General features: G+C 65.6%; 12 protein-coding genes and 1 tRNA gene. 7 read left to right on the top strand and 6 right to left on the bottom strand.

The features are described from left to right. Window positions 1–22: 22 nt before the first annotated feature. Window positions 23–370, bottom strand: coding sequence for a ribonuclease P protein component (rnpA, locus tag L338_RS06635; RefSeq protein WP_022697586.1), 348 nt, complete (start codon window positions 368–370; stop codon window positions 23–25). Between the two features lie 26 nt (window positions 371–396). Beyond that, the gene (rpmH, locus tag L338_RS06630; RefSeq protein WP_022697585.1) at window positions 397–531 is read right to left on the bottom strand and encodes a 50S ribosomal protein L34; all 135 of its coding nucleotides are present in this window, start codon (window positions 529–531) and stop codon (window positions 397–399) included. A 120-nt stretch (window positions 532–651) separates the two neighbouring features. On the opposite strand from rpmH, the gene L338_RS06625 reads away from it, so the two are divergent. The 3 genes from L338_RS06625 to L338_RS06615 are packed head-to-tail and all read left to right on the top strand — an operon-like array spanning window position 652 to window position 4,262. After that, window positions 652–1,389, top strand: coding sequence for a TVP38/TMEM64 family protein (locus tag L338_RS06625; RefSeq protein WP_022697584.1), 738 nt, complete (start codon window positions 652–654; stop codon window positions 1,387–1,389). Then, window positions 1,364–2,785 (top strand): dihydrolipoyl dehydrogenase family protein, encoded by a 1,422-nt coding sequence (locus tag L338_RS06620; RefSeq protein WP_022697583.1) that lies wholly within the window; start codon window positions 1,364–1,366, stop codon window positions 2,783–2,785. The genes L338_RS06625 and L338_RS06620 overlap by 26 nt, the downstream gene beginning before the upstream one ends. A gap of 31 nt (window positions 2,786–2,816) precedes the next feature. Continuing rightward, on the top strand, window positions 2,817–4,262 hold the full coding sequence (locus tag L338_RS06615) for a sensor histidine kinase (RefSeq protein WP_022697582.1): 1,446 nt from the start codon (window positions 2,817–2,819) through the stop codon (window positions 4,260–4,262). On the opposite strand, the gene ggt is transcribed toward L338_RS06615, so the two are convergent. Then, window positions 4,259–5,983, bottom strand: a complete 1,725-nt coding sequence (gene ggt / locus L338_RS06610) for a gamma-glutamyltransferase (protein ID WP_022697581.1) — start codon at window positions 5,981–5,983, stop codon at window positions 4,259–4,261. The two genes, L338_RS06615 and ggt, sit on opposite strands and share 4 nt — an antisense overlap. Window positions 5,984–6,051: 68 nt before the next feature. Between ggt and L338_RS06605 the strand changes: the two genes are divergently transcribed. From L338_RS06605 to L338_RS06595, 3 genes are all read left to right on the top strand, one after another. After that, complete coding sequence (locus L338_RS06605) at window positions 6,052–7,062, top strand: P1 family peptidase (RefSeq protein WP_022697580.1); 1,011 nt, start codon at window positions 6,052–6,054, stop codon at window positions 7,060–7,062. A 72-nt stretch (window positions 7,063–7,134) separates the two neighbouring features. Beyond that, window positions 7,135–7,211 (top strand) — tRNA-Arg (locus tag L338_RS06600). Between the two features lie 218 nt (window positions 7,212–7,429). Further along, a complete protein-coding gene (locus L338_RS06595; protein WP_022697579.1) occupies window positions 7,430–7,792 on the top strand; it encodes a hypothetical protein in 363 nt (120 codons plus the stop codon). Between the two features lie 69 nt (window positions 7,793–7,861). Here the strand turns inward: L338_RS06595 and L338_RS06590 are convergent, their stop codons facing one another. After that, complete coding sequence (locus tag L338_RS06590) at window positions 7,862–9,211, bottom strand: calcium-binding protein (protein WP_022697578.1); 1,350 nt, start codon at window positions 9,209–9,211, stop codon at window positions 7,862–7,864. A gap of 300 nt (window positions 9,212–9,511) precedes the next feature. On the opposite strand from L338_RS06590, the gene acs reads away from it, so the two are divergent. Beyond that, on the top strand, window positions 9,512–11,449 hold the full coding sequence (acs, locus tag L338_RS06585) for an acetate--CoA ligase (protein ID WP_022697577.1): 1,938 nt from the start codon (window positions 9,512–9,514) through the stop codon (window positions 11,447–11,449). Window positions 11,450–11,465: 16 nt separating this feature from the next. On the opposite strand, the gene L338_RS06580 is transcribed toward acs, so the two are convergent. Further along, window positions 11,466–12,836: an HlyD family type I secretion periplasmic adaptor subunit gene (locus tag L338_RS06580; RefSeq protein ID WP_022697576.1), complete on the bottom strand. Its 1,371-nt coding sequence runs from the start codon at window positions 12,834–12,836 to the stop codon at window positions 11,466–11,468. Between the two features lies 1 nt (window position 12,837). Continuing rightward, window positions 12,838–14,616, bottom strand: a complete 1,779-nt coding sequence (locus tag L338_RS06575; RefSeq protein ID WP_022697575.1) for a type I secretion system permease/ATPase — start codon at window positions 14,614–14,616, stop codon at window positions 12,838–12,840. Window positions 14,617–14,626: the final 10 nt, after the last annotated feature.

Here is a 14,626-nt window from a genome sequence, read left to right as displayed (position 1 = left end):
CCCGAAATCCTCGAACGGAGCCCTAATTGTGATCGCGCGAAAGAATTCGCGCGAGCCTTATCAATGCGTTTCTCGAATCGTCAAGCAAGGCTGACCAGTCGCAGTCAGCCGTTTTGCCGCGGGCGATAAAGACATAGTCGCACCCGGCAAGTCCATATTGAGGGAGGAGTTCGCGCGCCGCTTCGCGCAGCCGGCGCTTTGCGCGGTTGCGAATAACCGCGCCGCCGATCTTCTTTGTGGCGGTAAAGCCCATGCGCGCGCCCTCGCCGGCCGCGTCAGAGCGCCGCGCCTGGATCATCACGCAGGGGCGGACATCGCGCGATCCGCGCGCGACATAGAGAAATTCCTTACGGGAAGTGAGCCGCGGCAAGGCGGCGAGAGGCGCAGGCTCTCCGCTCAGGCGGACAGCTTCTTGCGGCCTTTGGCCCGGCGCCGGGCAAGAACCAGACGGCCGGCCTTGGTGGCCATGCGCGCACGGAATCCATGACGGCGTTTGCGAACAATCTTGCTCGGCTGAAAAGTACGTTTCATCGCTCTGGCCTCCGCGGTTCAATGTGTTGCGCCGCTTGTTTTCTGAAAGCGGGGCAGATAGCCCTCATCCCGCACGGGGTCAAGGCTTCAACCGCACAACAACGCGATAGAGAACACCTTATGGGGCGTAATCTGCTCTGGCGCCTGGCGCCGCTTATCATCCTTCTGGGCGCGGGCATAGCGGCCTGGGCGCTGGGGCTGGGCGACCAGCTGACGCTGGATGCGCTGCGCGGGCACCGGGAATCCATCGCCGCATGGCAATCCAGCCCCGGAACGGCGGTGATTCTGGCCGTGCTTTTCGTGCTGGTCTACGCGGTCGTTGCGGCCACGCTGCCGCCCGGCGCGGCGCTGATGGTCACCGCCGCGGGTTTCTTCTTCGGCTTTCTCTATGGCTCGGCGCTGGCCATGGCCGGCGCGGTTCTGGGGACCCTGCCCTCCTATTTCGCCGCGCGCACGGCGGTCGGCCGGACCATCGAGGAACGCGGCGGGCCGAAACTGAAGAAGGTTATGGGGATGCTGGAGGACAACGCCTTCATGACCATCCTGACCTTCCGCTTCCTGCCGGTGATCCCCTATTTCTTCCTGAACATGGCGGCGGGGCTGGCGCGGGTGCCGCTGCCGAAATATTTCGCCGCCTCTCTGATCGGTCTTGTCCCGGCCACCCTTACCCTGGTCGCGCTGGGCGCGGGCGCGGGCGAAGCCATCGCCGCGGGAGAAGACCTCGACCTGACGCTTCTGGCGCGTCCGGGCATTCTCGCTCCCCTAATTGTGATCGGTTTGTTGACCGGCGGCCTCTTGGTTTTCCGCGTGCGCTCGGCCTATCTCCAGCGCCATGGAAAAGAAAACGCTCAAAGCTGATCTCTGTGTTGTCGGCGCCGGCGCGGCGGGCCTCTCCGTCGCCGCGGGCGCGGCGCGTCTTGGCCTGTCGGTCGTGCTGTTCGAAGCCGGCGAGATGGGCGGGGAGTGCCTGAACACCGGCTGCGTGCCGTCCAAGGCGCTGCTGGCCGCCGCCAGGCGCGCGGAGGATATCCGGCGGTCGGACGCGCTGGGCGTGAAAGCGGGCGAACCGGAGATCGATTTCCCCGCGGTCATGGCGCATGTGCACAAAGCCATCGCCGCCATTGCGCCCAACGATTCGCAGGAACGGTTCGAGAAGATGGGCGTGACCGTGGTGCGGGAACGCGCGGCCTTCACGGCCAGTGACTGCATGGAATCGGACAGTATCCGCGTGAAAGCGAAGCGATTCGTGCTGGCGACCGGCGCCGATCCCTTCATTCCGCCGGTCGAGGGGCTGGATACGGTCCCCTATCTGACCAACGAGACCCTGTTCGATATCACCGAGCGGCCCCGCCACCTTGTTATTCTGGGCGGCGGCGCGGCGGGTCTGGAAATGTCGCAGGCGTTCCGGCGTCTGGGCGCCGAGGTGACGGTGATCGAGGCGGCGGAGCCTCTGGCCGGCGCCGATCCGGACCAGGCCGGCGCCCTGCTGGCCCGGCTGCGCGAGGAAGGCGTCACGATTCACAGCCGGACCAAAGCCGAACGCATTTCGGCCGAGCGCGATACGATCCGGGTCGAGACCGACGCCGCGGGCGTTATCGAAGGCGACCGCCTGTTCGTATCGACGGGCCGCCGCATCCGCACGAAAGGTCTGGGCCTTGAAGCGGCGGGGATCGAAACGGACGGGCGCGGTTTCGTGCTGGACGGCAAGCTGCGCACCACGAACAAGCGCGTCTTCGCGGCCGGCGACGCCGCCGGGCTGGACATGCTGACCCACGCCGCCGGCTGGCACGCCAGCGTGCTGATCCGGAATTTCTATTTCGCGCAGCGAACAAAGGCCGAAAGCGCCATCATCCCCCGCGCGCTCTACACGGAGCCGGAATTCGCATGGTTTGGCCCGACCGAAGACGAAGCGCGCGAGGAGCATGGCGACAAGGTCCGCGCCGTTTCATGGGCGTTCGACGATAATGACCGCGCCATTGCGGAAGGCGACGTCCAGGGCGGGGTGAAACTGGTTGTCGGCAAGGGCGGGGAAATCCTGGGCGCATCGATTCTGGGCGAAGGGGCGGCGGACATGCTGCAGACCGTGCAGGCGGTGATCGCGGCGGGCGGCAATGTACGCTCCCTCACCGAATACGTGCCCGCCTATCCCACGCGCGGGGAGGCGGCCAAGCGCGCCGCCGGCGCCTATTACGAGGACGCGGTGTTCGGCCCGTGGGCGAAGCGTCTGGCTCGATTTCTTACGGTTTTCCAGTAAGCTGCGCGGCCACACGAAAAACGGACCGGGCATGGACAGACAGGCCGCCGATTCCCCTGACCCTCAGGACCAGGACCGCCTGCAGGAGCCGCCGCGCCTGTGGCTGGGCCTGCCTGCCCGCCTGCTGGGCCTGACCATCGCCTTCGTGATGCTGGCGGAGATCCTGATCTATTTTCCCTCCGCCGCCTCCTACCGGCTGGACTGGATGAATGAACGCGCCCAAGCGGCGATCACCGCCTCGCTGGCCGTGGAGGCCGCGCCGGACCGCATGGTAACGCAGGATCTGGCCGACGAATTGCTGATGTATGCCGAGGTTCAGGCCATCGCGGTCAAGCGCAACGGCATGCGGGAGCTGATCCTCAGCCGCGAGGATTTCATGCCCGAAATGCTGGAAACGGTCGATCTGCGCGACCAGACCGTAATGAACGGCATGGGCGGCGCGTTGCGATCCCTGACCGCGCCCGAAGACCTGACCTTGCGCATTCTGGCTGCCCCCCGCAGCGGCACGGACGCCGAATTCATCGAGGTCCTGCTGTTTCACCAGCCGCTGAAACAGGCCCTGATCGCCTATTCCTGGCGTATTCTGGGGCTTTCGGTTCTGATCTCTCTGATTACCGCCACGCTGATCTATCTATCGCTTCTGTTCATTCTGGTGCGGCCGATCCGGCGGCTGTCGCGGGCCATGACGCGGTTCCGCGACGACCCGCAGAACGCCGGGCTCATCACCCGCCCCAGCGCCCGCCGGGACGAGATCGGCGAGGCCGAACGCGCCTTTGCGGACATGCAGTCCGACCTCCGCCATGCGCTGGTCCAGCGCAACAGGCTGGCCTCGCTTGGCGCGGCGGTGGCGCGCATTTCACACGATTTCCGCAATATTCTCGCCTCCGCCCAACTGGTCTCGGACCGGCTGGCGCATGAGGAAGACCCCCGCGTGCGTAAAATGGGAGAGCGGCTTGTCCGCTCCGTCTCGCGCGGCGTCTCTCTGACCGAGGACACATTGAAATACGGCAAGGCGGAGGAGCGCACGCCCTCCCCCGGCATCCTGGCGCTAAAGGCCTCAGTGGAGGACGCCGCGTCGGACGCCGGCGCGTTCGACCGGGACATGGTCTGGCGCAACCAGATCCCTGACGATGCGCAGATCAGTTTCGATCCCGATCATCTTCACCGCATTCTGGTGAACCTGATACGCAACGGCCTGCACGCCATGGAGCGCGCCCGCACGCCCGTCATGACGGTCAGCGCCGCGCAGGAGGGCGGAGACTGGGTCGTGACGCTGGCCGACGAAGGCGGCGGCGTGCCCGAAAAAGCGAAAAAGACCCTGTTCAGGCCATTCGGCGCGTCCGGGGCCAATGGCGGCGCGGGTCTGGGCCTGTCCATCGCGCGCGAACTGGCGCGCGCCAATGGCGGCGATGTGGTTCTGGTCTCGACCGGACCGGCGGGCAGCGTTTTCGCGGTTCGCGCGCCCGCCGCGCCTTAAGGCGTGCGGGCCTGACCTTCGCGCCGCGGATCGGCGGCGCCGATCAGGCCGTCATCGGTTTTCATCACCGCATGAATGCCCGAGATTTCGCCTTCAGGCTCCGCCACCTGATGCCCCATGGCGCGCAGCGCGTCTGCGATCTCCGGCGAAAAACCTTCATCGATGCGCACGGTTTCCCCGCGCGCGATGACATTGGGCAGCTCCGCCGCCTGTTGCGGCGTCAGGCCCCAGTCCAGCACGCCCACCACGGTCTTCAGCACATAGGCGATGATCGAATTGCCGCCGGGCGATCCGGCCGCCAGAACAAACTCCCCTGTTTCGCGATCCAGCACGATGACCGGCGACATGGAGGAACGCGGACGCTTGCCGCCCGCCGGCGCATTGGCCAGCAACCGGCCTTCCTCGTCATAGGCCTCGCGGGCGAAATCGGTGAGCTGGTTATTGAGCAGGAAGCCATTGGTGAAGATGTGGGAGCCGAAGGCGGATTCCACCGTCGTGGTCATGGAAACCACGTTCCCGGCGCCGTCGACAATCACGAAATGGCTGGTGCCGGGCGCCGGCTCGGTCGTGTCCTCGCCATAGGTCTCCGATCCGGCGAAAGGATCGCCCGCTTCCACGCCCTTGATCGCGGCGTCAGCGGAGACCAGCGCGGCGCGGCGGGCGAGATAAGCCTCGTCCAGCAGCGCATCGACCGGCACGTCGGCATATTCGGGATCGGCGACATAGCGGTCACGATCCGCATAAGCCAGGCGCATCGCTTCGATCAGATAGTGCCACCCGGCGGCGGTGTCCGGCCCGTTTTCGCGGATCGGCGAATTTTCCAGAATTTCCAGCGCCGAATTGATAGCCACCCCGCCCGATGACGGCGGCGGGGCGGAGCAGACCAGCCAGACCCGATACGGGCGGCAGACGGCGTCTTCCTTCTGCGCCTCATAGGCGTTCAGGTCCTCCACCGTCAGCAGACTGCCATGCGGCGCGCCGCGGGCGGCGGTGACGATGTCTCCGGCAATATCGCTGTCCAGCAGGGCGCGCGGATTGTCGGCGATGGACCGCAGCGTCCAGGCATAGTCCGGGTTTTTCAGGACATAGCCGACAGGCCGCGCCTCGCCGCGCGCGTCATAGAAATATGTGGCCGTGCCCGGCCGTTCGTCCAGCGGCCCGAATTCGCCCAGACGGACGAGAAGATTGTTCAGCCGCGGCGAAACCTCGAACCCGGTCTCGGCCAGCTTGACCGAATAATCGAACAGGGCGCTCCATTCGAGCTGGCCATGATCGGCCTGCGCCAGACGCAGGGCGTCCACCGCGCCCGGAACGCCCGGCGCGCGGCCGGACATCCAGGCCTCGACGAACCCCATCAACTCGCCATCCTCGCCATAGAAGAGACGCTCCGTGGCCGCCGCCGGGGCGCGCTCCCGCCCGTCATAGACGGTCACGTCCTGCGTGGCGGCGTCGAAATAGACCAGGAAACCCCCGCCGCCGATTCCCGAGCTTTGCGGCTCCACCAGCCCCAGCGCCGCCTGCACGGCCACCGCCGCGTCAGCCGCGCCGCCGCCCGCGCGCAGAATTTCCAGACCCGCCTCGACCGCGTGCGGGTTTGCCGCGGCCACCATGCCGCCATCCGCCATGGTTTCCGCGGGCGCGGGATCGGCCGCGACCTGAGCATCAGATTGCGGCGCGGCGCAGCCGGCGAGGAAAGCGGCGGAGAGGAAAAAACGGATCATGCTTGAAGGCTCCTGTAGTTTAGGGCGAGCATAGCGGCGCGACACCGTCATGAAAGGGGCGAAACCGTATGGCCCGGCCCGGCGCAAGAAACCTGATTACCGATACGCCCGGCCTGCTGGTCGGACAGGCGGAAGACGCCGGCGCCCGGACCGGGGTCACCGTCCTCTATCCGCAGGCGCGCGCGGTCTGCGCCGTGGATGTGCGCGGCGGCGGACCGGGCACGCGGGAGACCGACGCCCTGGCCCCTGACACGCTTGTGGAGGCCGTGGATGCGCTGGTCCTTGCCGGGGGCTCTGTCTATGGCCTGGCCGCGGCGGACGGCGTGGCGGCGGCGCTGGGCGCGCGGGGGCGCGGATTCGCGCTGACGGCGCAGGACGGCGTTCCGCCTTCCCCCGTCACGCCGGCCGCGATTCTGTTTGATCTGGCCAATGGCGGCGACAAGGACTGGGGCGAATCGCCGCCCTATCGCGATCTCGGCAAGGCGGCGCTGGCCGCGGCGGGCGAGGATTTCGCGCTCGGCAATGCCGGGGCGGGCTATGGGGCCGCGGCGGGAATGCTGAAGGGCGGGACGGGGTCGGCAAGCCTGGTGACCGGTCAGGGCGTGACGGTCGGGGCGCTGGCCTGCGTAAACAGTTTCGGGTCCGTGACACGCCCGGACGGCGCCTTCTGGGCCGCGCCGTTCGAGATCGGCGCGGAGTATGGCGGCCGCGCGCCCGGCCCGGACAGGCTGCCTCCCGGCGACTGGACCGGAACCAAACTGGACCCGAACGCGCGGGAGAACACCACGCTGGCCGTCATCGCCACCGATGCGGCCCTTACCCCGGCGCAGGCCCGGCGCGTGGCGGTCATGGCGCAGGACGGGCTGGCGCGGGCCATACGCCCCGTTCACACGCCTTTTGACGGCGATGTCGTGTTCGTCCTCTCCACCGCCCGGCAGGGCCTGGCCGACCCCGCCCCGCTCAGCCTGGCGCAGCTTGGCGCGGCGGCGGCGGACACGCTGGCGCGGGCCGTGGCGCGCGGCGTTTACGAGGCGCAATCGCTGGGCGGGATGCGCAGCTGGCGCGATCTGCATTCATGACTGCCGAAAGGGCCTTCAAGGCGCTTGCACACCACGCCAAGCGCCGCTAGGTTCCGCGCCTTCCACGGATCGGCGCCGGTAGCTCAGTTGGATAGAGCACCAGACTACGAATCTGGGGGTCGGGGGTTCGAATCCTCCCCGGCGCGCCATCCTTTCCAATGACATAGCGACGTATTCTGCCCGGGCCGACTGGTTCACCGGGAGCGCTGCGTTTGCGGCCGGGATTTTGGCGTTCGGGGGCTGTTAACCCCGATTCAACCCTGCAGGCGCATTCTGACTGAGGCAAATTACCGGCGCGCCGTGGCGGTTGATCCTGCGGCGCGTCAGGAGCGGTTGGCGCTGACTGGCGCCGCGAACGTGGAATCCGATGCGCTACGGAATCGCAATTCTGGCTTTATTTGCGGCGGGCTTTGGCCCGGCGCCGCAAGCCACGCGCGCGCTGGACGCCCCCTCCCTGCGCGGCGATGCGCCTGCGCCCGCGCCTGCGCCCGAGATGATCGAATGGCGCCGCGCCGGCGCGGACGGCGCCGTGAGATGCGATAATTTTGCCGGCCGCGGCGGCGAGACCCGTTTCGCCATAAGTGCGCGCGACGCCTACGCCTTTCATGACGGGCTTCTGGTTCTGCGACGCGCCAATCAAAGCGAAATCGCCTTTGCCCATGACATGACGGGCCGCGTCTGCCGTATCGAAACAGTCACTGCGGCCCCCGTGCGGATTGTCAGCCGCTAGCAATCTGTATCCGGAACAAAAAAAGGCCCTCCACATGGAGGGCCTTTTCTTTTGCCTGAAGCAGACAGCTTACAGAACGATATTGCCGGCCAGGATGATTTCACCCGTGCCGCCGATCGTCAGGTCGGCGATGCCGTCGCCATTCGTGTCGCCGAAGATGGTCCAGGTGGACACGCCGGTGACAGAAATGACCAGCTCGCCGGCCGTGCCGGTGAAGGCCGTGACAACGGTGAAGGCCTGATCGTCCGGCACCGTGTCATTGGCGTCGATCGCGGAGAGATCAATCGTGTCCTCGTCCTCGTCAAAGCCAGTGATCAGGTCAGCCGAGGTCAGAACCGGACCATTGGATTCAGCCGCGCTGAGATAGACGAAGGTGTCGGCGTCATCGCCGCCATTCATCACATCCCGGCCGAGGCCGCCGAACAGCAGGTCTTCGCCGGTGCCGCCCTGCAGGACGTCGCTGGCCGTGCCGCCATACAGAACGTCGTTGCCGGAGTTGCCGTACAGGAAGTCCGTGCTGGAACCGCCCGACAGGACGTCATCGCCCGAACCGCCAAAGATGGCGTCGGAAGACGAACCGCCATAGATGGTGTCGTTGCCGCCCTGGCCGTAGATCAGGTTGAAGCTGGTGCCGCCGAACACGAGGTCCGCGCCGCCGCCGGCATAGATCAGGTTGGAACCGCCGTTGCCATAGATGGTGTCGTTGCCGCCGCCGCCATTGATGCTGTCGGTGCCGGTGGAGCCATACAGGAAGTCGTTGCCCTGACCGCCAAAGATGGTGTCGCCGCCGCCAACTCCGTAGAAGACGTCATCGCCGCTATTGCCGAAGAAGAAGTCCGTCGCCGTGGAGCCGGCAATGATTTCAACATCGAACATGGCGATACGGCCGCCGACAGTCGGGGTCGCGGTCGCGGAGCCATTGGCGTTGATCACGAAGACATAGCCGCCGGAGGAGGAGTTGGCGAAGGTCGCCAGATCCGTGCCGTCGCCGCCGAACACGATGTCCGCGCCGTCATTGCCGAAGAAGACAAACGTATCGTTGCCCGCTTCGCCCAGCAGGCGGTCGGAGGCGTTGCCGCCAATGATCACGTCATCGCCGTCGGCGCCGAAGATGATGTCCGCGCCGGCGTTGCCGACCAGCGTATCGGTGCCGGTTCCGCCATTGATGAAGTCACGGCCCGCGCCGCCATAGATCAGGTCGGAGCCTTCTTCACCCCACAGCAGGTCGCCCGCGGCGCCGCCATAGATGGTGTCGTTGCCCGTGCCGCCGTAAATATTGTCAGCGCCGGACTGACCATAGATCAGGTCCGCGCTGCCATTGCCAAAGATCTCATCGGGACCCGAAGCGCCATAAATGACGTCCGGATTAGCCGTGCCTTGAATCCGGTCAATGCCGGTTGTGCCAGGAATAAGCGCCATGCGAAGTTCCCCCATGTCAGCGCAAACATTAACAATCTTTACGATTAGAAGCAGAAAGCCCGCGCAAATCAATCGCAAAAAGCCAAAACGCGGTCGAAAACCGAAACCGTGGTATTCACGCCACGCTTTTTCGCGATTTGGGACAGGTTTTACCCTCCCTGCGCGTTAATTCTTCCAATCACGATTTAAAGCGCGTTTCAGCGGGCGTGACGGGCGCCGCCGCCCCATTGAAGCCGGGCGCCGTCTCCTGAATACTTCGTATCCCCAAGGCTCACCGCCCCAGCGAACGAGGACTCCCCCATGGAGCGCAAAAGCTTTCCCGCCAAGTCTGACATGGCCGCATCCGCCCATTTTGACCGTCAGGCTTACGAAAAGGCGTATTCTCGCTCCATCGCCGATCCGGAGTCATACTGGCGCGAACAAGGCCGCAGGCTGGACTGGATAGAGCCTTATGATGAGGTCTCGGACGTCTCCTGGGACAAGAACGACCTGCATATCCGCTGGTACGCCGACGGCGTTCTGAACGCCTGCTATAATTGCGTGGACCGGCACCTGGAAAACCGAAGCGACGAAACGGCGATTATCTGGGAGGGGGACGAGCCCGACCAGGACAAGCGGATCAGTTTTGCCGAGCTGCACCGCGAAGTCTGCCTGATGGCGAACATCCTGAAGGCGCGCGGCGTGGAGAAAGGCGACCGCGTCACGATCTATATGCCGATGATCCCGGAAGCCGCCTACGCCATGCTGGCCTGCGCGCGCATCGGGGCCGTGCATTCGGTGGTGTTTGGCGGATTTTCGCCCGACAGCCTGGCCGGGCGCATAAACGACTGCGAATCCGATTTCGTCATCACCGCCGACGAGGGCGTCCGCGGCGGGCGGACCATTCCGCTGAAAGCCAATGTCGACAAGGCGCTGGAGAAGGCCGGCGGCGTGCGAAGCGTTCTGGTGGTGGAGCGCACCGGCGCCGATGTCGCCATGGTGGAAGGCCGGGACATTTCCTACGCCTTCGCCCGCACCGATGTTTCGCCGGACTGCCCCTGCGAGCCGATGAACGCGGAAGATCCGCTGTTCATTCTCTATACCTCCGGCTCCACCGGGAAGCCCAAGGGCGTACTGCACACGACGGGCGGCTACATGGTCTATACCGCCCTGACGCACGAGGCCGTGTTCGATTACCGCGAAGGCGAAGTCTACTGGTGCACGGCCGATGTCGGCTGGGTGACCGGTCACTCCTATATCGTCTATGGCCCGCTGGCGAACGGCGCGACGACGCTGATGTTCGAAGGCGTGCCGACCTATCCCGACGCCTCCCGCTTCTGGCGCGTCGTGGACAAGCACAAGGTCAATATCTTCTACACGGCCCCCACCGCCCTGCGGGCGCTGGAGCGGTTTGGCGACGATCCGGTCAGGGAGACCTCGCGCTCCTCCCTGCGCGTACTGGGCACGGTGGGCGAACCGATCAACCCGGAAGCCTGGCTCTGGTATTATGAGGTGGTCGGCAACGGGCGCTGCCCGGTGGTCGACACCTGGTGGCAGACGGAAACCGGCGGGGTGCTGATTTCCCCCCTGCCCGGCGCGACGGACCTGAAACCCGGCTCCGCCACCCGGCCGCTGTTCGGGGTCGAGCCGGCGCTGGTCGACGCGGACGGAAACGAGCTGGAAGGCGCTGTCAGCGGCAATCTGGTCATCAAACGCTCATGGCCAGGCCAGATGCGCACCGTCTATGGCGACCATCAGCGCTTTATCGAGACATATTTCTCAACCTATCCCGGCCGTTACTTCACCGGAGACGGCGCCCGCCGCGACGCGGATGGCTATTACTGGATCACCGGCCGGGTCGATGATGTGATCAATGTCTCGGGCCACCGCATCGGCACGGCGGAAGTGGAAGCCGCGCTGGACGCCCATGAGGACGTGGTGGAGGCGGCCGTGGTCGGCTTCCCCCACGATGTGAAGGGGCAAGGCCTCTACGCCTATGTCACGCTGAAAGCGAATGCCGAGGAGTCGGACGCGCTGGCAAAATCGCTCAAGGACTGGGTGCGGTCTGAAATCGGCCCTATCGCCACACCGGATCATATCCAGTTCGCGCCCGGCCTGCCGAAAACCCGGTCCGGCAAGATCATGCGCCGCATCCTGCGGAAGATCGCCGCGAACGAGCATGACCAGCTGGGCGATACCACGACCCTGGCCGAACCGGCGGTGGTGGATGATCTGGTGAAGAACCGGAAAGGCGCTTAGGGACCGCGCCTTTCTTCTAGTTCTCGCGGCCGGCCTGCCAGAGCGCGCCGGTAATCGGCTCGGCCAGATAGCCCATCATGGTCCGTGCCCGAAGCGGGATGATGACCTGCGCCGGATAACCGGGACGCAAGGTGATCTCGCGGCCGATGAATTCTTCCAGCCGTTGCATTTCTTCCGGAGGCACCACGACTTCGGCGTCGAAATACGGCATGCCCGTGCGCTCATCGACAATGCGGTCGGCGGACAGGCCGGTCACTTCGCCGAACAGGATCGGGTTTTCCCGGCTGCGGGCGATTTCCAGACGCACCTCGGCCTCCATGCCGATCTGCACGTCATCCGCCTGCGAGGGATCGACGCGGGCGCGAATGACCAGCGGCTCTTCCTCCGGCACGACCTCCATCAGGACCTGGCCGGGCGAAACAACCCCGCCTTCGGTGAAGACGCTCATGCCGACGACAAGGCCGGAGACCGGCGCGCGGACTTCCGCGCGCTCCACGCGCAAGGCGATCGTGTCATATTGCGGCTGGACCTCGGCGATCTCGCGCTGCGTCTGCGACAGACGCGCCGTGACATCGGTGTTCAGCTCGTCCTGCAGGCTTGAAATCTGCAGGTCGACCTCGCCCATCGTTTCCCGCGCTTCGGCGATCGATGAGTTGAGGCGGCCATTATCGCCTTCCAGCGAGACCAGCTGCCCCTGCAGCTGCCGGACACGGGTCAGCGGCGACAGGCCTTTTTCGTAAAGCTGCTGAACATCAGCCAGCTGGTCCTGCAGCAGGCTGCGCTGCTCCGTATTGGCGCGCAACTGCGACTGCAGACCCTGAATGCGTTGCTGAAGCTGAACCTTGCGCTGCTGCAGCACGTCGATCTGACCGATAAGGCTGTCGGCCCGCGTATTCAGCTGATCCTGTTCGGAAGACAGGGCGCCGGCGGCTTCTTCCGCGGCGTCGCCCGTCAGGCTGGAGAGCCACGGCCCGGCCTCGACCGTATCAAGCCCGGCCTGTTCGGCCAGCAGACGCGCCTCGCGGGCGCGCAGCGTGATAAGGCGGGACAGCAGCTGACGGCGATTGCCCAGCATTTCGTCCGTATCCATGCGGACCATCAGATCGCCGCGCGTCACGCGGTCGCCGTTCGACACGAGAATCTCGTCGACCGTTCCGCCATGCAGGTGCTGCACGGCCTTGCGGTTGCCGGAGACCTGAACCACGCCCGGCGCCACCGCGGCGGCGTCCAGCGGCGCGAAAGCGGCCCAGCCCAGAAACCCGCCGAAGAACAGCGCAATAACGATAAAGCCCAAGAGGATGTCGCGCCGGGGATTGTCGACCGAGGCGTTTTCTTCCTCGTCCGTGATGGCGGGCAAATTATTCGATCCGGCAACCAGTGCAGTCATCTTACGCCGAGTCCCCGCCATCATCGGTCTTGCCGCCCTGAACGGCCCGCAGGCGCGCCTGATTGGCTTTCTGTTTCTCGTTCAGCTCGGCCATAACCTTGTCGCGCGGTCCGAAATGCTCCACGCGGCCGTCGCGCAGCACCAGCAGGCGGTCGACGATCTGAAGAACGCCGGCCCGGTGCGCCATGACCACGCTGGTCACGTTGCGCTGTTTGAGAACTTTCAGGGTCTGGACCAGAGCGTTTTCGCCTTCCTGGTCCAGATTGGAATTGGGTTCGTCCAGAACGATAAAGGACGGATCGTCGTACAGCGCCCGCGCCAGCGCAACGCGCTGCCGCTGACCGGCGGACAGCGTGCCGCCATTCTGGTCGACGAAGGAATCGTAACCCGCGGAAAGGCGCAGGATCATTTCGTGCGCGCCCGCCAGACGGGAGGCGGCGATAACCCGCTCGTCCACGCCCTCGCCGGCGTCAAAGCGGCAGATATTATCGCGCACCGTGCCGGCAATCAGGAACAGTTCCTGCGGCAGGTAGCCGATATAGCCGCCCAGCTCGTCCGGGCTCCAGTCGGAAACATCCGCGCCGTCCAGACGGATCGCGCCCATGGCGGGACGGCGCAGGCCGACCAGCGCTTTGGCGAGCGAGGTCTTGCCGGCGCCCGAGGGGCCGACAACGCCCAGCATTTCGCCCGGCAGCAGTCCGAAAGAGATACCCTGCAGCAGGTATCCCTCGCCTTGCGGCGGACGCAGATAAACCTTTTCGACCCGCAATTCGCCCTTCGGCTTGGGCAGGCTCTGCTGGGTGCGCTCGATGGGCGCGCCTTCCAGCGCTTCACGCACGCGGGCCAGCGCCTGGCGGGAGGAAATGAAGCCTTTCCAGTGGGTCACGGCCATTTCCAGCGGGGCCAGCGCCCGCGCGGTCAGGATGGAGGCGGCGATCATGCCGCCGGGCGTGACCAGCTGGTTGATGGCCAGCAGCGCGCCGGCGCCCAGCACGATGCCCTGCAGCAGCAGGCGCAGGAAACGGATGATGCCGCTCAGCAGGGCCGAACGGTCCTGCGCGCGCACCTGAAGATTATTGGCGTTCGCGCGGCCCTCGCCCCAGCGGCGGGACAGCTCGTCCGTCATGCCCATGGAGCGGATCGCCTCGGCGCTGTTCAGCGCGACCTCGCTGGTGGAATGCACCAGCGCATTGGCGTCGTTCGCTTCGTTCAGCGGGGTGCGGACCAGGCGTTCGTTCAGATAGACCAGCGCCACGAACAGCACTGTGCCGAGGAAGGCGATGAGGCCCAGGATCGGGTGGATCATCGTTACGACCAGCAGGAAGATGATCGTCCAGGGCGCATCGAAGAAGGCGTGAACGCCATTGCCGCCGAAGAAATTGCGGGCCGTGTCAAAATCGCGCATCGCCTGTGCAATCTTGGGATTGCGCTCGCCGCGGGCTTTCGTCTCGACCATGGTCTTCATGATCGTGGTCGAAAGCTGGTTCGAAAGGCGGGAGCCGGCGCGCGACAGCAGGCGCGAACGGATGATGTCCAGCGTCGCCAGAACCGCCAGCGCAACCACAAGAAGGATGGTCAGGAAGACCAGTGTCTGCACGCTGCCGGACTGCAGAACCCGGTCATACAATTGCAGCATGTAGAGCGGCGATGACAGGTACAGCACATTGACGAAGATGCTGAAGAAGGCAGCCGCGGCGAAGTGCGGACGCGCAGCCTCGAACGCAGCGCGAATCTTTTGCGCCCCGCGCTCTTCGGCGCTGGCTGCTTGTCGGCGTTTCATCTAGGAGTTT

Origin of the sequence: Euryhalocaulis caribicus (genome assembly GCF_000412185.1) — a bacterium.
In the GTDB taxonomy this organism is placed as follows: Bacteria; Pseudomonadota; Alphaproteobacteria; order Caulobacterales; family Maricaulaceae; genus Euryhalocaulis; species Euryhalocaulis caribicus.
Note: the sequence above shows the minus strand (reverse complement) of the source record. Positions and strands in the feature narration are given on the sequence as shown.